General features: G+C 66.0%; 18 protein-coding genes. 7 read left to right on the top strand and 11 right to left on the bottom strand.

Annotated features, from left to right (window positions below; genetic code table 11):
- Positions 1 to 6 precede the first annotated feature (6 nt).
- Together mutS and J3474_RS16090 are read left to right on the top strand one after the other, a co-directional pair.
- Positions 7 to 2,610: a DNA mismatch repair protein MutS gene (gene mutS, locus J3474_RS16095; RefSeq protein ID WP_207094861.1), complete on the top strand. Its 2,604-nt coding sequence runs from the start codon at positions 7 to 9 to the stop codon at positions 2,608 to 2,610.
- A gap of 26 nt (positions 2,611 to 2,636) precedes the next feature.
- Positions 2,637 to 2,831 (top strand): hypothetical protein, encoded by a 195-nt coding sequence (locus tag J3474_RS16090; RefSeq protein ID WP_238532504.1) that lies wholly within the window; start codon positions 2,637 to 2,639, stop codon positions 2,829 to 2,831.
- A 15-nt stretch (positions 2,832 to 2,846) separates the two neighbouring features.
- Here J3474_RS16090 and J3474_RS16085 read toward each other — a convergent pair whose 3' ends face one another.
- The 5 genes from J3474_RS16085 to gluQRS all read right to left on the bottom strand — a co-directional run bounded on the left by J3474_RS16085 (position 2,847) and on the right by gluQRS (position 5,882).
- Positions 2,847 to 3,164: a hypothetical protein gene (locus J3474_RS16085; protein ID WP_207094860.1), complete on the bottom strand. Its 318-nt coding sequence runs from the start codon at positions 3,162 to 3,164 to the stop codon at positions 2,847 to 2,849.
- Positions 3,165 to 3,276: 112 nt separating this feature from the next.
- Positions 3,277 to 4,146, bottom strand: coding sequence for a 3-hydroxyacyl-CoA dehydrogenase family protein (locus J3474_RS16080; RefSeq protein ID WP_207094859.1), 870 nt, complete (start codon positions 4,144 to 4,146; stop codon positions 3,277 to 3,279).
- A gap of 86 nt (positions 4,147 to 4,232) precedes the next feature.
- Entirely contained in the window at positions 4,233 to 4,802 is a 570-nt protein-coding gene (locus J3474_RS16075) for a cob(I)yrinic acid a,c-diamide adenosyltransferase (protein ID WP_207094858.1), read from the bottom strand.
- Positions 4,803 to 4,806: 4 nt separating this feature from the next.
- The gene (locus J3474_RS16070; RefSeq protein ID WP_041558645.1) at positions 4,807 to 5,040 is read right to left on the bottom strand and encodes an HIG1 domain-containing protein; all 234 of its coding nucleotides are present in this window, start codon (positions 5,038 to 5,040) and stop codon (positions 4,807 to 4,809) included.
- Complete coding sequence (gluQRS, locus tag J3474_RS16065; RefSeq protein WP_207094857.1) at positions 5,037 to 5,882, bottom strand: tRNA glutamyl-Q(34) synthetase GluQRS; 846 nt, start codon at positions 5,880 to 5,882, stop codon at positions 5,037 to 5,039. Before gluQRS ends, J3474_RS16070 begins: the two co-directional genes overlap by 4 nt.
- Before the next feature lie 167 nt (positions 5,883 to 6,049).
- Between gluQRS and J3474_RS16060 the strand changes: the two genes are divergently transcribed.
- On the top strand, positions 6,050 to 6,658 hold the full coding sequence (locus J3474_RS16060) for an HNH endonuclease (RefSeq protein ID WP_013831562.1): 609 nt from the start codon (positions 6,050 to 6,052) through the stop codon (positions 6,656 to 6,658).
- Positions 6,659 to 6,682: 24 nt separating this feature from the next.
- Here the strand turns inward: J3474_RS16060 and J3474_RS16055 are convergent, their stop codons facing one another.
- Positions 6,683 to 8,572: a heparinase II/III family protein gene (locus tag J3474_RS16055; RefSeq protein ID WP_207094856.1), complete on the bottom strand. Its 1,890-nt coding sequence runs from the start codon at positions 8,570 to 8,572 to the stop codon at positions 6,683 to 6,685.
- Positions 8,573 to 8,576: 4 nt separating this feature from the next.
- Positions 8,577 to 9,254, bottom strand: coding sequence for a ribulose-phosphate 3-epimerase (gene rpe, locus J3474_RS16050; RefSeq protein WP_007012729.1), 678 nt, complete (start codon positions 9,252 to 9,254; stop codon positions 8,577 to 8,579).
- A gap of 342 nt (positions 9,255 to 9,596) precedes the next feature.
- Here rpe and J3474_RS16045 point away from each other — a divergent pair, with 342 nt between their 5' ends.
- Entirely contained in the window at positions 9,597 to 10,121 is a 525-nt protein-coding gene (locus J3474_RS16045; protein WP_232512568.1) for a DUF2141 domain-containing protein, read from the top strand.
- Between the two features lie 75 nt (positions 10,122 to 10,196).
- On the opposite strand, the gene J3474_RS16040 is transcribed toward J3474_RS16045, so the two are convergent.
- From J3474_RS16040 to J3474_RS16030, 3 genes are read right to left on the bottom strand one after another with little or no spacing between them, the layout of a single operon-like run.
- A complete protein-coding gene (locus J3474_RS16040) occupies positions 10,197 to 10,976 on the bottom strand; it encodes a nucleotidyltransferase family protein (protein ID WP_207094855.1) in 780 nt (259 codons plus the stop codon).
- Positions 10,973 to 11,887 (bottom strand): hypothetical protein, encoded by a 915-nt coding sequence (locus J3474_RS16035; RefSeq protein WP_013831567.1) that lies wholly within the window; start codon positions 11,885 to 11,887, stop codon positions 10,973 to 10,975. The genes J3474_RS16040 and J3474_RS16035 overlap by 4 nt, the downstream gene beginning before the upstream one ends.
- An 11-nt stretch (positions 11,888 to 11,898) precedes the next feature.
- Positions 11,899 to 12,942 carry a diacylglycerol kinase family protein gene (locus tag J3474_RS16030; protein ID WP_013831568.1) on the bottom strand — a complete coding sequence of 348 codons (1,044 nt, stop codon included), beginning with the start codon at positions 12,940 to 12,942 and terminating at the stop codon, positions 11,899 to 11,901.
- 163 nt (positions 12,943 to 13,105) lie between these two features.
- Here J3474_RS16030 and J3474_RS16025 point away from each other — a divergent pair, with 163 nt between their 5' ends.
- Positions 13,106 to 14,242: a CDP-alcohol phosphatidyltransferase family protein gene (locus tag J3474_RS16025; RefSeq protein WP_207094854.1), complete on the top strand. Its 1,137-nt coding sequence runs from the start codon at positions 13,106 to 13,108 to the stop codon at positions 14,240 to 14,242.
- A 2-nt stretch (positions 14,243 to 14,244) separates the two neighbouring features.
- Positions 14,245 to 14,670, top strand: a complete 426-nt coding sequence (locus tag J3474_RS16020) for an HIT family protein (RefSeq protein ID WP_013831570.1) — start codon at positions 14,245 to 14,247, stop codon at positions 14,668 to 14,670.
- A gap of 85 nt (positions 14,671 to 14,755) precedes the next feature.
- Here J3474_RS16020 and J3474_RS16015 read toward each other — a convergent pair whose 3' ends face one another.
- Positions 14,756 to 15,514, bottom strand: coding sequence for a sugar phosphate nucleotidyltransferase (locus J3474_RS16015; RefSeq protein ID WP_207094853.1), 759 nt, complete (start codon positions 15,512 to 15,514; stop codon positions 14,756 to 14,758).
- Positions 15,515 to 15,663: 149 nt separating this feature from the next.
- Between J3474_RS16015 and J3474_RS16010 the strand changes: the two genes are divergently transcribed.
- Positions 15,664 to 17,013 (top strand): lipopolysaccharide biosynthesis protein, encoded by a 1,350-nt coding sequence (locus J3474_RS16010; protein WP_207094852.1) that lies wholly within the window; start codon positions 15,664 to 15,666, stop codon positions 17,011 to 17,013.
- Positions 17,014 to 17,021 lie beyond the last annotated feature (8 nt).

The following is a 17,021-nucleotide window of genomic DNA, read 5'->3' as shown; positions in this document are numbered from 1 at the left end:
ACGCGCATGACTTCCGGCGCAACCCCGATGATGGCCCAGTACCTCGCCCTGCGGGAAGAAGCGGGCGACTGCCTGCTTTTCTATCGCATGGGAGACTTCTTCGAACTCTTCTTCGAAGATGCCAAGAGGGCATCGCATATACTCGACATCGCGCTGACCACGCGCGGTGAGCATCAGGGCGCGCCGATCCCGATGTGCGGCGTGCCGGTCCATTCGGCCGAGAGCTACCTTGCCCGCCTGATCAAGGCCGGTTGCCGCGTCGCCATCGCCGAGCAGACCGAGACTCCCGCCCAAGCCAAGAAGCGCGGCGGGTCCAAGGCGCTGGTGGCCCGCGATATCGTCCGCTTCGTCACCGCCGGAACCCTGACCGAGGAAGCCCTGCTCGAACCGCGCCGCGCAAACGTGCTGGCAGCAGCCTGCGACGTGCGCGGCACGGTGGGCATTGCCGCCTGCGACATTTCCACCGGGCGGATGGAACTGGAAGAATGCGCGCCCGAGCGCCTCGGCGCCGCACTGGCGCGGCTGGGCGCGAGCGAACTGGTAGTGCCCGAGGGTTGGGAACTGGCGCCCGACGAGGCTATCGCTCGCTCGGGGCATGAGTTCTCCTCGGAAGGCGGGGAAGAGCGGCTCAAGGTCATCCACGGCGTTGCCACGCTCGACGGCTTCGGCAGCTTCACGCGGCCCATGCTGGCAGCGGCAGGCGGGCTCATCGCCTATCTGGATCATGTCGGGCGCGGTGCGTTGCCGCTTCTGCTGCCGCCCGAGGCGCGCTCGGGCGAAGCCGCGCTGGCGATGGACGAGGCAACGCGGGCGAGCCTGGAGATCCTCGAGTCCTCGCAAGGCGGGCGCAAGGGCAGCCTGATCGATGCCGTCGACCGCTGCGTTACCGGTGCCGGCGCGCGCCAGCTTGCCGATGACCTGTCCGCTCCGCTGACCGACCGACTTGCCATCGCCGAGCGGCTCGAACTGGTCGAATGGCTGCATGTCGATGCCTTGCTGCGCGAAGACCTGCGCTCCGCCTTGCGAGCGCTGCCCGATGTCGGCCGCGCGCTCGGGCGGGTTGTCGCCGGGCGCGGCAGCCCGCGCGACCTCGGCCAGCTGCGCGACGGTCTGTCCGGCGCCCGCGAGATCGGCGCAAGGCTTGGTGAGCGCGATGCGCTTCCCGGCCTGCTTGAGCGCCTGCTGCCCGACCTTGGCGGCCACGGGGAACTGGTCGACCATTTCGCCCGTGCGCTCGTCGCCTCGCCGCCGACCGAACGCGGGCAGGGCGGCTACATCGCCGAAGGGTATGATGCCGCGCTCGACGAACTGCGCGTGACATCGGGCAATGCCCGGCGAGCGATCGCCGCGCTCGAAGCGAAGTACCGGGACGAAACCGGCGTCGCCGCGCTCAAGATCAAGCACAACAACGTGCTGGGCTACTTCATCGAAGTGCCCTCGCGCCATGCCGACAAGCTGATGGAGGCGGACAGCGGCTTCTCGCACCGCCAGACAATGGCCGGGGCAATGCGCTTCAATGCGCTGGCGCTGCACGAGGAGGCGAGCCGCATCACCGAGGCAGGCGCCCACGCGCTTGCCGCCGAGGAAGCGCATTTCGAGGAACTGGTCGCTGGGGCCGTCGCATCTCGCCACCAGATCGCGAAGACGGCGGCTGCGCTTGCCCGCATCGACGTTGCGGCGGGGCAGGCCGAACGCGCCGCGGAGGGCGGCTGGACCCGCCCGGAAGTGGTCGACGCGACCTGCCTCGAGATCGAGGGCGGCCGCCATCCGGTGGTGGAGGCGGCGCTGGCGGTGCAGGGCGAACGCTTCGTGGCGAACGACTGTCGGCTGGGCACGCACGACCGTCTCTGGCTGATCGGCGGCCCCAACATGGGCGGTAAGTCGACGTTCCTGCGGCAAAACGCGCTGATCGTCCTGCTGGCGCAGGCGGGCGGCTTCGTCCCCGCCGCAGCGGCCCGGATCGGCATGGTCGATCGCCTGTTCAGCCGTGTCGGCGCCTCGGACAACCTCGCGCGCGGGCGTTCGACCTTCATGGTCGAGATGGTCGAGACCGCCGCGATCCTCGCGCAGGCAACCGACCGCAGCTTCGTGATCCTCGATGAGGTCGGGCGCGGGACGTCCACGTACGACGGGCTCGCGCTGGCCTGGGCCGTGGCCGAAGCGGTGCACGAAACCAACCGCTGCCGCTGCCTGTTCGCGACGCACTATCACGAACTCGCGCGGCTGGCGGAGACCTGCGAGGCGCTTTCGCTGCACCATGTCCGGGCGCGCGAATGGAAGGGCGACCTCGTGCTGCTCCATGAACTGGCCGACGGCCCTGCCGACCGCAGCTATGGCCTTGCCGTGGCGCGCCTGGCCGGGGTGCCGCCCAAGGTCATCAGCCGTGCCAAGTCGGTTCTCGAGAAGCTGGAAAAGGGGCGGGCCGAGACCGGCGGGCTGGCGGCGGGCCTTGGCGAACTGCCGCTTTTCGCCGCAGCGCAGGACCACCGCGAGGAGCAGTGCGACACCCTGCGGGACAAGCTGCGCGACATGGACGTGGATGCCATGAGCCCGCGCGATGCGCTGGAGGTGCTGTATGACCTGAAGCGCGAGGCGGGTACCGAAACTTAACCCGGGCGGCCTATGCTGGCGCCATGATGCTCGGGCCGAAAATCTCCACCGTCTTCAAAAGCCGCTGGAACGCATTGTTCTGGGCAGCTGGAATCCTGGCGACCGCTTATTGCACGGTTCCGGCGGCGGATCAGGCGGCGAAAAGCGAAAAGGCCAGGGTCGCTGCCAGCAAGGCCGAACACCGCAATCCCTGGGCCAAGGATACCACTGCGGCGCAGTGAACGGGTGAAGGGGCTTTAGCTGTCGTCGCTGCCGAATTCGGCATCGGCCACGCCTGCACGGCCATAGCGGTTTTCCAGATCGTCCATCGTCTCCTCGCCGCGATAGGCGGACATGTCGATGGTTCCGCTGGTGTCCATCTGCTTCATGTGATCGACGAGGTCGGGGGTATCGGCCGGGTTGAGGCTGTTGGACAGCTTTTCGCTCTGGTCGAGACCGAGCACCGACAGCGAACCGTTCATTGCCTCTGCGGCCACCGACTGCGCCTGGGCTTCGGCGTCGTCCTGTTCGGAATTGATCGTTTCGGGGGCGAGATCGTCAGGGCGTTGGGTCATCGTGAAATCTCCTTCGCTTGGGTAACGGCCGGGGCGCGCGGAGCGTTCCAAGAAAAACGCCCCCGCCTCGGGTGAGGCAGGGGCGCTTTGCCAATGCGTTGCTGGCGTGCGGTCAGCGCGAGGGTACCGGCTTCTCGCCCGTGTAGTCATAGAAGCCCTTGCCGGACTTGCGACCGTACCAGCCTGCCTCGACGTACTTCTGCAGCAGCGGGGCGGGACGGTACTTGGGGTCGCCGGTGGTCGCGTGGAATACCTTCATGATCTCGTAGAGAGTGTCGAGCCCGACGAAGTCGGAAAGGGTAAGCGGGCCCATCGGGTGATTGAGGCCGATCTTGCAGCCTGCATCGATGTCCTCGACCGAGCCCAGTCCCTCGCCCAGAACGAAGATCGCCTCGTTGAGCATCGGGCACAGGATGCGGTTGACGACGAAGCCGGGAGCGTCCCCGGCCAGTACGACCGTCTTGCCCAAGTTCTCGCCGAAGGCCTTCATGCGCTCGGTGGTGTCCTGTGAGGTGGCAAGGCCGGGGATCACTTCGACGAGGCCCATGACCGGGACCGGGTTGAAGAAGTGCAGGCCGCAGAAGCGCGTCGGATCGGGCGACTGGGCAGCCATGCGGGTGATCGGAATGGAACTGGTGTTGGAGGCCATGATCGCGCCGTCCTTCAGCACCTTGCCGGCGGCTTCGAAGATCCTGGCCTTGATGTCCTCGCGCTCGGTTGCGGCCTCGATGATGAGGTCGCAGCCCGACATCGCGGCATAGTCGGCAACCGGGGTGATGCGCGCCAGCAGGGCGTCGGCATCCGCCTGCGTCATCTTCTCCTTGGCGACGAGCCGGGACAGGCCCTTGGCAATGCCTGCCTTGCCCTTCTCGGCATTCTCGAGCGAGATGTCGGTCAGGATGACGTCCATGCCCTTGCTCGCGACGGTCTGGGCGATGCCCGAACCCATGATACCTGCACCGATGATACCGACTGACTGCACCGAAAGTCTCCTCTGATGATCCCAATTCGGCGGTTGCCTAGCGGGATTGTCGCTCAGAAGGAACCTAGTCTTGGGATTAGCCGCGCCTAGCGGTTCTGGCCGGGCACCCAGAGCACGTCGTCGGCGCCGTTGGCGTTCACTGCCCGGGCGAGGACGAAGAGATAGTCGCTCAACCGGTTGATGTAGGCCAGAGCCGCGGGGTTGGCGGGTTCCGCCGCAGCGAGCGCGGCGGCCCGGCGCTCTGCTGACCGGGCGGAGGCACGGGCGATGTGGACCCGCGCTGCGGCTTCGCTGCCGCCGGGCAGGATGAAGCTTTTCAGCGGGGCGATGTCTTCGTTGATGGAGTCGATCTGCCTTTCGAGCCATTCGACCTGCGAAGGCACGATGCGCAGCGTCATCTCGCCGGGGGTGAAGTCGTCACCGGGCGTGGCAAGGTCGGCTCCCAGGTCGAACAGGTCGTTCTGGATTCGGGTGAGAGCCCCGGCATGCGGCGTATCGCCCAGGGCGCACAGGGCAAGGCCGATGGCGCAATTGGCTTCGTCCACCGCGCCGATGGCTTCCATGCGGGCAGCATGCTTGGGTAGCCGCGAGCCGTCGACAAGGCCCGTCGTGCCGTCATCGCCGGTGCGGGTATAGATCCTGTTGAGCCTGACCAAGGTCTTAGCGCGCCATCGCCAGCAGCAGGGCGCAGACGAGGACTGCGGCTGCCTGGTACTTGATGCGATTGAACATCATCTTGTTCTGCAACAGCTGGTTGGGCGTCGCTCCGACCGCGTCCGGATCGCGGTTGAGGTCTTCCTTCGTGCTGTTGATGAACGCGACGATGCCGCGCACCAGGCTGACGACGACCATGATCATCAGCACGATGATAATGGGGACAAGAATATAGCTCATGACTCGCTATCTAGGCCTCCGCAGAGCGAAATACCAGTCGGGAACCGGTGGGCGCGCAAGGCTTCCGCCAGGGCGCGGCCATCTTCGCCCGCCCGCCTGCGATCGCCCAGCGAGGGTGATCCGCGGCGCTTGGCCAGCTTCCTGCCGCCGGGTTCGACCAGCAGTGCATGGTGGTGCCAGGTCGGAACCGGCAGTCCCAGCAGCGCCTGCAACATTCGGTGAACGTGGCTTGCCGCGAAAAGGTCCGCGCCGCGCGTGACGAGGGTGATGCCGTCCGCAGCGTCGTCGAGCGTGGCGGCGAGGTGGTAGCTGGCGGGCAGGTCCTTGCGCAGCAGGACGACATCGCCGAACCGCTCGGGCTGGGCAATCTGCGCGCCAGCCAGTTCGTCGACCCAGGTGAGCGGGCCTGCCAGTGCGGTGGCCCGGGCCATGTCGATCCGCCATGCTGCGCCCTCGGGATCCACCGCGCGGCCGCGGCAGGTGCCGGGATAGACGGGGCCATCAGGTCCGCTGCCGGTTGCGGCGGCTGCGATCTCGGCGCGGGTGCAGCGGCACGGATAGAGCAGTCCCATGCGCTTGAGCGCTTCCCCGGCCTCTATGTAGCGGTCGAGGCGGCGGGACTGGTACACGACCTCGCCGTCCCACGGCAGGCCGAGCCACTCGAGGTCGCGGAAGAACTCGTCGACGAATTCAGGGCGGCTGCGCGCGCCGTCGATGTCCTCGATGCGCAGCAGGAATTGCCCGCCCCTTTCGCGCGCAAGGTCATGGGCGACCACGGCGGCAAACGCGTGACCAAGGTGCAGCGGGCCGTTGGGGCTGGGGGCAAAGCGTGTGCGGAACATTGCGGGGAATGTCCTAACCGCATTGGCGCGTGCGACAAGGTGCGTTCGCAAGCTGTGGATTGTCGATTATACTGCATCGCACGCAGGCTTGACGGCGACTCGCGCAAATGCTGGATTACGGGCATGCGCTGCCATCAAACCGTAATGACGGCCTGCGACAGGAGGCCATGCTCAAGTCGGAGCTGATCGAGCGCGCGGCCCGGTTCCGCAGCGCGGAGGAAGATCCCTCCCGAAGTCTTTCGGACTGCCCTGCGCTGGTTCTCAATGCGGATTACACACCGCTCTCCTACTACCCCTTAAGCCTCTGGCCCTGGCAGACCGCGATCAAGGCGGTCGTGCTGGAAAGGGTCGATATCGTCAGCAGTTACGACCGCGCGGTGCACAGCCCGAGCTGGACGATGCAGATCCCCTCGGTGATCGCGCTGCGGCAATATGTGAAGCCTTCGGAATTTCCGGCCTTCACCCGCTTCAACCTGTTCCTGCGCGATCGCTTCAGCTGCCAGTACTGCGGCAGCCCGCATAACCTGACCTTCGACCATGTGATCCCGCGCCGCCTGGGTGGCCGGACGAGCTGGGAAAACATCCTCACCGCCTGCGCCCCGTGCAATCTCAAGAAAGGCGGGCGCACGCCCAAGCAGGCGAACATGCCGCCGCTGGTGCCGCCGATCCGGCCGACGAGCTGGCAGTTGCAGGAACGGGGCAAGGGATTCCCGCCCAACTACCTGCACGAGACCTGGCGGGACTGGCTTTACTGGGATATCGAACTGGAAGAATAGTGCCTTGCACTGCTGGGCGCAGCGTCAGCCCATCTTCTTGAGCAGCCACCCGAAATTGCCGCCGCCCCGCGATACGAGGCCCTGGACGACGAGTTGCTGCGTCGCCTGGGGACGGCCATGGCCGTCGACCCACAGCGAATCCTCGATCGAGACATCGCCGCCGCCGCTGCGGAATTGCCAGTAGCTGCCATCGGGCAGTGCAAGGCCCGCGCCCTGGCCATCCTCGGTGAGGGCGACGTCGACTTCGGGGCCGAGGTGGAAGCGCAGCGCATAGCCGACCTTGCCCCGCTTCCCCTTGCGACCCGAGGGCAGGAGCAGGTCTTCGCCGCGCAGTTCCGTCCCGTCGTCGCGCAGGATGAGGATGCGGCGGTGAGTCAGGCCATAACGCGCGGCATAGCCGTTGTGGCTGGCTTCGAGTCGGGTGGCGTTCGAGCCGTTTTCATTCTGCAGCGTCTTGCGGTCGATATCGACCTGGCTGACACCCGATCCGATCATGCCGTTGATCAGGATCGCAGTGGAATTGGCATCGTCGATGGTCAGGGTCGAATGCGCCGCCGTCGCGCGCAGGCCTTGTTCGAGGCGGACCGGTACCAGCCCGCCGCCGCTGGCAGCGCCGCCGCAATTGACGATCAGGCGGTGGCCGCCGTGCGACATCTCGAAGGCGAGGGTCGAGGCGCAGCCGTAGCGGGCATGGCTCGGCATCGGCGGAGGCGCGGTGTCGAACAGCAGGATGGTTTTCTGCGCGACGGCGCGCTGGTAGCCCCACTGGCGCACGTCGCGCAAAGGACGGGTCCTCACGCCGCTGGCGGCAACCAGGGCGCTGACGTCATCGCCGTTGATCGCCCAGGCGCCCTGCCAGCTTCCCAGCGAACCGTCGCCATGGGTCAACGCAAGGAGCGGCGGCACGAGCATTTCGATCACCCGCTCGATCGCGTCTGGCGGATCGCGCCGGGTGGCCTGGTAGCAGTTGCGCAGGCGCACCAGCAGCGCGATCGATTCCATCTGTGCCAGCGGACTGCGCGACAGCACGCCGCCGTCGTCGCCCATCAGTTCGCCCAGCGCACGGATCAGGCCGGCTTCGCCGTAGAGGCGCCGCGGACGACCGTCGGGAAGGAGCAGACCGGCGGCGATCACCGCGCACCAGCCGGCCACTTCGGCAAGGCCGTCCTCGGCGTGGTGGACCTGCCGGTCGAGCCAGCGCGCGGTTTCGTTGATGTGGCGCAGGGTGCGCAGGCGCAGGGCCTTCTCGCCGGAAAGGATCAGCGGCGCATGGACCAGCCAGTTCATCAACCGCATGCCGGTGTGGCCGACATTCCATGCAGGCCCCTTGCCGGGCTTGGCCGGCGGCTTGGGGTTGGCCTGGAGCCATGACGTCAGGATCCGCTCGGCCACCGGCACGCCCTGTTCGCGCGGAGCGCAGGCTTCGAGATCGGTCAGCCACGAGAAGCTGTGGACCACCGATTCCAGAGGCGGCGTGACCCGCGCGGCACCATGGAAATCGACCTGCGCGATCGGCGTCTTGGCACCGTGGACCAGGAAATGCCCCGCGCGCAGGGCCGTTCCGGCGATGCGGTTGCCCGGTACGGTGTTGTTCACCGTGGCCAGCAACCGCGTCTTCGACTTCTTGCCCATCGGTGCGGTCAGCATCGTGCCCGGCACGCCAAGGCGATAGGCGAACCGGATCAGGCGTTCGCCTGCCCCCACGGCCGGCGGCGAGAAGTCGACGAGCGCCAGGGCGCGCCCCGGCTCGATCTGCTCGCCGGTCGCCACGGGCGCGTCCTCGCGCAGCTGAGGGGCAGGCGTTTCGTCCACCGTCTTGTTCTCGACACCCACTTCGGTTGCTTCAGCCAGTGGAATGGCCCGGTCTTCATCCGGGTTCCAGGTCTGCGAACCGTTGTGCGTGTCCAGTGTCACCGTGTCAGTCCGTATTGTCCGGGGCGAGGCCCTTCAGCGTCCGGATGTTGGACGCATATTTCGTGGGGCCGCCGCGGAAGGTGGCGGAGCCAGCCACCAGCACATCGGCGCCTGCGGAGACGCACAGCGGCGCCGTTTTCGCATCGACCCCGCCATCGACTTCGAGGCGGATGTCGCGGCCCGACTTGTCGATCATCTTGCGCACTGCCTCGATCTTGCGAAGCTGGCTGGAGATGAAGCTCTGGCCGCCGAAGCCGGGATTGACGCTCATCACCAGGACGAGGTCGATCTCGTCGATCAGATAGTCGAGCATCTTGGCCGGCGTTGCCGGGTTGAGCGAGATTCCGGCCTTCTTGCCGAGGTTCCTGATCGTCTGCACCGTGCGGTGCACGTGCGGGCCTGCCTCGGGATGGACGGTGATGATGTCCGCGCCGGCATCGGCGAAAGCCTCGAGGTAGCTGTCGACCGGCGAGATCATCAGGTGAACGTCGAAGGTCTTGGCGGTGTGCGGACGCAGCGCCTTCACCACGGCCGGGCCGATGGTGATGTTGGGCACGAAGTGGCCGTCCATCACGTCGACATGGATCCAGTCGGCGCCCGCTTCATCAATGGCGCGCACTTCCTCGCCCAGGCGCGAAAAGTCTGCGGACAGGATCGAGGGCGAGATCAGGGGGGCAGTCATGGGGAAATCGAGGCTCCTTGGCTAACGATGAATAAAGCACCAGATATTGTGCGGACAAGGACGAGGAAGCCCGTTTTCCACACGCGATATTGGGTCAAGGCCCGAATAGGGACAGTTGCCGCGATGCGAAATGGGAACTTCGCTGGCCGGGTCGGATTTTTCTTCGCTATGCGTCCTTGCGCAAAACTGCCGCCTGTCTGGCAGCTTGCGCGACAATTCAGTTCGCATTCACGGCGGTCAGGCCAGATTGGCGCCAAGAATAAGGTGGAGATGACATTGCCTTGCTCTTGCGGCAATACCGCCGCGAATGGAGCGAAATCAGTCCATTACATGGAAGCGGAAATGAACACGACCTTCCCGAAGGGATCGATCGGAATGAAGAAACGACTGACTGCAGTATTCGGCGCTCTCGCCGCGATCGGCCTGGCGACGGCTTCGCCGGCCCTTGCGCAGTACCGCAATGAAATTCGCAACGACATGAGCCATTGTACTGCGGGCTCCGGCCCGGCGGTCATGGTAACCGTCGATGGCGTCAAGGCGTCGCAGGGCAAGCTGCGCATCCAGAGCTACCGGGCCAATTCGTCGGAGTGGCTGGCAAAGGGCAAGTGGCTCTCCCGCATCGAGGTTCCGGCCAAGGCCGGCACGATGACCTTCTGCCTGCCCGTGCCTGACGCGGGCACCTACGGCATTGCCGTGCGCCACGACCTCAACGGCAACGGCAAGACCGACATCATGAGCGACGGCGGCGGCATGTCGAACAACCCGTCGATCAACATCTTCAACCTCGGCAAGCCGAGCTACACCAAGGTCGGCGTTCCCGTCGGCGACACCGTGAAGTCGATCCGGATCGAGATGAAGTACATGTGATCGGCGTGCCTGCGCGGATAGAAACCTTTCAAGGACTTCCTGCCGCGCATGGTGCGACCGGGCGCTTTTCCCGGCTTACTGCGCGATCTTTCGCGATGCCATGATTTCCCGGGCATCGGCGAGGTCGGCAGGCTTGTCGACGTCGACCGCGGCCAGGCCGTCGCGCGCGGCGACTAGCCGGGCCTCGATGCCGACCCGGCGGCCCATTCGGGCGATGGCCGCCGCCAGCGTCAGGCGCCCCAGCGCATAGTTCACCAGCATGCCGATCCCCAGTTTCGCGGCGATCCGCCAGGGACGCTTGCGATCCGCTTCGACCATTTTCCAGGTTCGGATCGCGGCATTGGCGTTGTCGCGGGCGAGCAGGAACAGGTTGCAGCCCGACCACCAGCCATCGGCGAAGCGCAAGTAGGTACGCTTGCTCCCGGGCATGGCGCGCTCGATCGCCTCGCGCCGGGCCAGCAGGATGGCGACGTCGGCATTGCCGGGCGTATCGGCGAGAAAATCGGAAACCCATTCCGCACGCAGCAGCGCATGGTCTGAAGTCGTGACCAGCATCGGCGCGCCCAGCTGCGCAAAACCGGCTTCGACGCTGGCGCTCGGTCCGGCGGCGGCTGGTACGGCCTCACAGCCCAGCTCGGACGCCAGGGCGATTACCTGAGCATCGTTCGTCGCCACGGCTATACGCGCGATGCCTGCATCCCGCAGCGCGGAGACGACATGGGCGAGCATCGGCCTGCCGTCGATCTCGACAAGGGCCTTGTGGCTGACGCCTTCGGCGCCGGCTACCGGGTCGGGCACTCCGGGGCGCGATCCGGCAAGAATGAGGGCTGATACAGGGGCTTGGGTGATGCTCACGCGGCTTCTTTGGCGTTGGCGGCTTTTTTCGCACGCCAGACCTGCCAGAGCACGCCGGGTGCTGCAAGCACCGGATGACGCTCGCGCCAGGGCGTAAGGGCGACATGAATGCCGGTGTGCCGCTCGATCTTCCAGGCGGCATAGCGCGCTGCGCCGTCGAAAGTGGTCGAGGCCTTGAGCAGGCGCATGAAGTTGTAGGGCTTGCCCATGCGCCGCCGTTTCTTCCACCAGCCAAGCAGGCGAGCCCGGCGGGCGGCGCTCAGTTCCGGGCGGATGACGCTATCGGCAGCGCGGGCGAAGTCGATCCGTTCGGCCACGAGTGCCAGCGGCAGGAGGCCATCGAAATGGGTGCGGTTGGCAGAGAGGATGGAATCCTCGCGACCGGCTTTCTCGACCCGGAATTCGGCGGCATAAGTCGCACGGAACAGGGCGCGCCAGTAGTCCTCGGGAGTGCCGGTCTCTGGACCCAGGGCAACCGCCAGCCGGGCGGCGGTCCGTGCCGCCAGGGCGATGGCCTCGGCCATGGCCGCGCCGGCAGCTTCATCGCGTTGCCATGCCAGGGCGCTGGGCTGGACGAAGCGGGCCCAGATCGTCGTATCGAGCAATTCGCCCGAAGCCGCGGCGCGAAACGTCTCGAGCGCCATTGTCGCGACCTTGGCGCGTAGCGTGACGCCGGCATGGTCCCATTCGTGATAGCTGACGCGCGGCCAGATCTTCTCCAACTGCGCTCCTGCCGTCAGGACGTAGAAATCGAGCACGCCTTCCAGCGAGCCGGTCCTGAGGTTGGAGCCGTAGAACAGGACGGCCAGTGCACCGGCCTCTTTTCCAAGGCGTTCGGCGAAGGCGCGCACTTCGGGTTCGACGGGCCGGTTGAGAGCGGCCGTCACGCGTCCAGCGAGATCCTCGCTCATTGCTCAGCGGCTCACGGGACGACGAAGGTGAGCTGCGGGCCTTCGTCGAGGATATAGCGGCCGGCCGGGAAGGCCTCGCCGTCGAGGATGAACGTTCCGCCGAGGTCGATGTCGACGTCGCTGGCGCAGAAACGATGCACGCCCGCGCGCTTGAGAAAACGTCCGTAGAAGCCGAAGAGCATGGCCGGGACCAGCATGATCACCCAGCGTACCGGCCAGTCGACCACGGCCAGCTTCATCCCTGGAGGCACATTGCTGCCGAAGGGCCGCGCGCCGAGAGGAAACTTCTCGAAAGTCGTGGCAAAGGTCATGAGCCGCTCGTCGTCCCTGCCCGGGCCTGTGCGCGGCAGGGCGCGGCCGGTGAAACGGTCGACGAGGCGGGTCGGGGTGCATGCGCGCCACGGGTTGCCGGCGCCGCCGAACAGCGCCTGGATGACGGCCCAGAGGATCGAGATGCCCACGGCGAAGCTGTTGAAGGCGCCGCGGCGATGCGCTTCCTGGCCGGCCTCGGTCGCCAGCGAGAAAGTGCCGGTGCCGAAGATGAAACCCTGGATGCAGCCGCCCGAGCCATCGGCCGGGGAGACGCGCAGCGGCCGACGGGTCACGGTATTGCCGTTCTGCGCTGCAGCAAGCGCTTCGGCGAGCGACCAGTGGTTGGGCAGGCCGAGATCGACTGTCAGCGCGTTGGTCTTGCCTTTCGGCAGGATCATCAGCGTCGGCCAGTCGTTGCCGAAAATGTCGGCGCCGCAGGTCAGTACGTCACGCACGGTACCGTCGCCGCCATCGACCACGAGGTAGTCTATGCCGCGCCGCGCAAATTCCGCGAGCGTGTGGTGGAGATCCTCGCGGGTGCGGGGCGTCTCGGTCAGGATGTTGGAGCAATCGGCCATCTCGGGCGCGATGCCCTTGTTGCGGTGGCTGCGGGGATTCCGGACGATCCCGACAAGCGGGACGGCACGTCCACGGCGGACGCGCGAAGAGGAGCGAGAGTGACCCTCGCTTCCCTGCTTGCCGAAGCTCGGCAGCGATTCAAACTCGTAAATCGATCCGTACACGGGGGCTTATGTAGTGCCACCCGCGCCGAAAATCACTACGAAACATGGTTTGACACAGGAAAGTTACACTTCTGTGGCGCAGGTGCACCGTCGCGTGAGCGTGTGTTGGGCTGGCGACGACGGCGATTGCCAGCCCCGGCGGCCTCGACTACGGCGACATCCCATGGTCGAAAATTCGCAAGTGCTGCCTGTCGTCTCGATCGGCGAAAACCCCGTAAAGCTGTGGGGACTGGACGTTTCCGAACGCGTGGCCCGGATTGCACGGGCTTCCCGGCTCACACCTGCCGACACGGTGCCCGAAGAGGCGGCAATCCTGTCGGCGGCCGCCTTCGCCTGGGACCCGGCATGGTTCCGGCACATCGTCACCCAGCCGGGCATGGTGCTTACCCTCGGGGGCGTTCCGGCGCTCGCGCATGCTGCAGATGCGAACCAGACGCGCCGAATCGCCGAGGCCATGGCGGCGGGAGTGCCGCTGGCCGACGCCGCAGGGATGACGGTGGTCGCTTTCGAGACCGGGCCGACGATCGAGAACAAACAGCTTCGCAAGCGTGAAACGCCTTTCCTGCTCCCGCTGCGCAAGGATACCGTCCGCCAGCTGGAGCGTGCCAGCTATTTCGGCGCCTACAAGGGCGTGACCGACCTGCTCACCAAGTACCTCTGGCCGGAATGGGCACTGGTGCTGACCCGCATCTGCGCCAGGCTGCACATCACCCCGAACATGGTGACGTTCGTCGGCGCGGTGTTCTGCGTGGTCGCGACGGTCCTGTTCGCACAGGGCCATTACTGGTCGGGCATGGCGGCCGGCCTGGTGTTCATGGTGCTGGATACCGTGGACGGCAAGCTCGCCCGGTGTACGATCACCTCTTCCTACTGGGGCAATATCTTCGACCACGGCATGGACCTCGTCCATCCGCCGTTCTGGTGGTGGTTCTGGGCCACTGGTCTAGCCAGCTGGGGCCTAGCCTACGACACCGCGACCTTCTGGTGGGTGCAGGGCGCCATCCAGGGCGGTTATGTCGTCCAGCGCCTGATCGAAGGCGTGTTCATGCGCCAGAACGGCATGATGCACATCCACGTGTGGCGCCGCTTCGACAGCCGGTTCCGCCTGATCACCGCGCGCCGCAATCCAAACATGGCGATTCTCTTCGTCGCCATGCTCTTTGCGCGTCCCGACATCGGCCTGATCGCCGTGGCGTGGTGGACGGCGCTGTCCTGCCTGGTCCATGCGATCCGCTTGGTGCAGGCATGGAATGTGCGGGCCAGGGGCGGTACGATCACTTCGTGGCTTTCGGAGGACTGACGATGAACGTGACGATGGAAAAATTCGGCTACCCGGCAACGCTGGTCGCCGAGTTCGACCACTGGGTCGTCCTTGCCCGCGCGGCGCAGCCGACGCTCGGTTCGCTGGTGCTGGCCGCCAAGTCCGAGGTTACCGCTTTTGGCGAACTGCCGCCCGAGGCCCACGCCGAGCTCAAGCAGGCGACAAGCGCCATCGAGGCGGCGCTGGGCAAGGCGGTGGGCTATGCCAGGCTTAACTACCTGATGCTGATGATGGTGGACCCTAACGTCCATTTCCACGTGATCCCCCGTTACGAGGGATCGCGCGAATGGCAGGGCCGTGAATTCGTCGACTGCGGCTGGCCGAAAGTGCCCGACCTCGGGCACGCGGTAGCCCTCGAAGGCGAGGATCTGGCCGCTCTGGTAAGCTGGCTCAAGGGCTTCTTCTAGGCTCCGGACCTGCTCCGGAGGACGGGGCCCGCCTCAGTGCAGGCCCCTGATGGATCAGGCCTCCGATGGATCAGTGCCCAGTCGATCAGGCCCAGGTGTCGGTCAGCTTGGTCGCGATCTCGATGTCGTTGAGGAAGTCCACCTCGGCCCAGTCGAGGCCCTCGATCGAAACCGTGCCGACCTTGCCGGTCGGCGCAATCGAATCGATGACCTTGAGGTACCAGTGCTGCACGCCTTCGGGGGTGCGCATCGCCTGGCGCACGGTTTCGCGGAACAGTTCTGCGCCTTCGCCGCGGAAGGCGAGAAAGCCGATGGATTCGGAATTGGACTGCTCGGCGGTCAGCGTCTTGCCGATATGGACGAGGCGGCCGTCGGCTTCGCGTTCGACTTTCATGTCGTCGCTGTCGTAGCCTTCCGGCTTGACGTCGACGGTCACGGCCACGGGCCAGGTCTTGCCGTCCTTGTCCGTCGCGCCCTGCTGCACGCGCTGGACGATCTCCTCGGAGATCAGCGTGTCGCCGTTGAGGATCAGGAAGTCGCCGCGCATTGCCTCGCGCGCAATCCAGCAGGAGCCGAGGTTGTCCGCGACCTTGTAGAACGGGTTGAAGCGGATCGAGATTTCGACGCGCGGATCATGGATCGCCATGAGGTGCTCTTCGAGCATGTCGGTCATGAAGCCGGTAACGACGTCGATCCGCTTCACGCCGCCGCGGGCGAGCATTTCGATCTGCCATTCGATCAGCGACTTGCCGGAGAAGTCGATCAGGCACTTCGGTCGCTCGGCGGTGAGCGGAAGCAGGCGTGAGCCCTGGCCGGCGCTGAGGAGGATGGCGTGTTCGATCATGGATTCAACTTGACTGGTTGGGGCAAGCTGCGGCCTCTAGCCTCAAAGGGGCAAAATAGAAAGGTGCCGGTTTGTCGCGGCACGCTTTGCCTTATTTGCATCTCGTGAAACCTTGCAAGTGAAACGGTGCTCGTCCAAATGCACCCGTGATGTCCGCCAAACGCGACCGCCTCGAGAATGCTTCTCCCCTCCGGCGGATACTTCAGAACACGGCCTGGCTGCTCGGCGGCAAGGGATTCGGAGCCGTCTGCGGCCTCGCTTACCTTGCGATCCTGACGCGCACGCTCGGACTGAAGGACTTCGGCCACTTCTCGCTGATCTTCGGAACGGCGCAGGCGCTGATTGCGATTGCAGGCTTCCAGACCTGGCGCGTCGTCGTGCGCTACGGCAGCGAACATGTGCATGCCGAGGACTGGGGTAAGTTCGGCCGCCTGGGCATGCTGTGCGGGATGCTGGACGCGGTGGGTGCGGTCATCGGCTGTGGCCTTGCGGCAATCCTGATCTACGGCTTTTCCGGCGTTCTCGAACTCAACCCGGCCTATATCGACATCGCATTCTATTTTGCCTGCGGATCGCTGTGGGCGCTGGTATCGGCGCCGACCGGTATCGTGCGCGCGTTGCACCGTTTCGACATGGCGGTCTATGTCGAGGCGGTCGTGCCGACCGGGCGCCTGATTGCGGCGCTCACGATCTGGGCCACCGGGCCGAGCGTGGGAAGATTCCTCTTCGCCTGGGCCGCTATCGATGTCCTCGAGGCGATCCTGTACTGGGCCATGGCCCGCCGCCTGTGTCCGCAGGCCGTGCGCCTTTCGAACCTTGCCAAGTGGCGCCAGGCCTTCGCCGAGAACGAGGGCGTCGGGCATTTCTTCATGGTAACTTACGCCGGGGCGACGATCGAGGCGACCATGAAGAACGGGCCGCTGCTTGCCGTCGGTGCCTTCGTCGGTACGCGCGCGGCCGGTCTCTATCGTCTGGCCTCGCAGCTATCTCAGGCCCTGAGCAAGCTTTCGACGCTGCTGACGCGCTCGGTCTATGCCGAAGTCGCCCGTGCCCGCGTCTCGACCGAATTCGCCGAATTCCGCAAGCTGGCGCTGCAGACCAGCCTGATCGCGGGTGCTGCGGGCCTCGTGGTGGTCGTGATCGCTCTGCTGATCGGACGCCAGCTGCTGGAGCTGATCGCCGGGCCCGACTTCGAGCAGGGCGCGGCGATCCTCGTGCCGCTGGCAATCGCGGCCAGTTTCGATCTTGCCAGCGTCGCCTTCGAACCGGTTCTCCATTCGACCGGGCGGGCACGCCTTTCGCTGGTGGCACGGCTCTTTGCGGTCGCCGGTCTGGCGGTGGGGTTCTACCTGTTCATCTCCATCGGGCCTGCGGGCGCGGCGTGGGCCGTGGCGCTGGGCGGGGCGATCTCCTATCTCGCCATGGGCCTTATGTCCTGGCGCACGCTGCAGAAGCTGAGGCGCCACGAAATCGAACTGGTCGACAAGCCGGAAGCATGAGTAAAGCC

The organism is Novosphingobium sp. PY1 (genome assembly GCF_017312445.1).
GTDB lineage: Bacteria > Pseudomonadota > Alphaproteobacteria > Sphingomonadales > Sphingomonadaceae > Novosphingobium.
The sequence above is the reverse complement of the archived record's forward strand: the minus strand, read 5'-3'. Positions and strand labels throughout refer to the sequence as shown.

Coding starts and splice junctions, on each gene's coding strand:
- mutS (WP_207094861.1), top strand. CDS start 7: ATGACTTCCGGCGCAACCCCGATGATGGCCCAGTACCTCGCCCTGCGG.
- J3474_RS16090 (WP_238532504.1), top strand. CDS start 2,637: ATGCTCGGGCCGAAAATCTCCACCGTCTTCAAAAGCCGCTGGAACGCA.
- J3474_RS16085 (WP_207094860.1), bottom strand. CDS start 3,164: ATGACCCAACGCCCTGACGATCTCGCCCCCGAAACGATCAATTCCGAA.
- J3474_RS16070 (WP_041558645.1), bottom strand. CDS start 5,040: ATGAGCTATATTCTTGTCCCCATTATCATCGTGCTGATGATCATGGTC.
- gluQRS (WP_207094857.1), bottom strand. CDS start 5,882: ATGTTCCGCACACGCTTTGCCCCCAGCCCCAACGGCCCGCTGCACCTT.
- J3474_RS16060 (WP_013831562.1), top strand. CDS start 6,050: ATGCTCAAGTCGGAGCTGATCGAGCGCGCGGCCCGGTTCCGCAGCGCG.
- rpe (WP_007012729.1), bottom strand. CDS start 9,254: ATGACTGCCCCCCTGATCTCGCCCTCGATCCTGTCCGCAGACTTTTCG.
- J3474_RS16045 (WP_232512568.1), top strand. CDS start 9,597: ATGAACACGACCTTCCCGAAGGGATCGATCGGAATGAAGAAACGACTG.
- J3474_RS16035 (WP_013831567.1), bottom strand. CDS start 11,887: ATGAGCGAGGATCTCGCTGGACGCGTGACGGCCGCTCTCAACCGGCCC.
- J3474_RS16025 (WP_207094854.1), top strand. CDS start 13,106: ATGGTCGAAAATTCGCAAGTGCTGCCTGTCGTCTCGATCGGCGAAAAC.
- J3474_RS16020 (WP_013831570.1), top strand. CDS start 14,245: ATGAACGTGACGATGGAAAAATTCGGCTACCCGGCAACGCTGGTCGCC.
- J3474_RS16015 (WP_207094853.1), bottom strand. CDS start 15,514: ATGATCGAACACGCCATCCTCCTCAGCGCCGGCCAGGGCTCACGCCTG.
- J3474_RS16010 (WP_207094852.1), top strand. CDS start 15,664: ATGTCCGCCAAACGCGACCGCCTCGAGAATGCTTCTCCCCTCCGGCGG.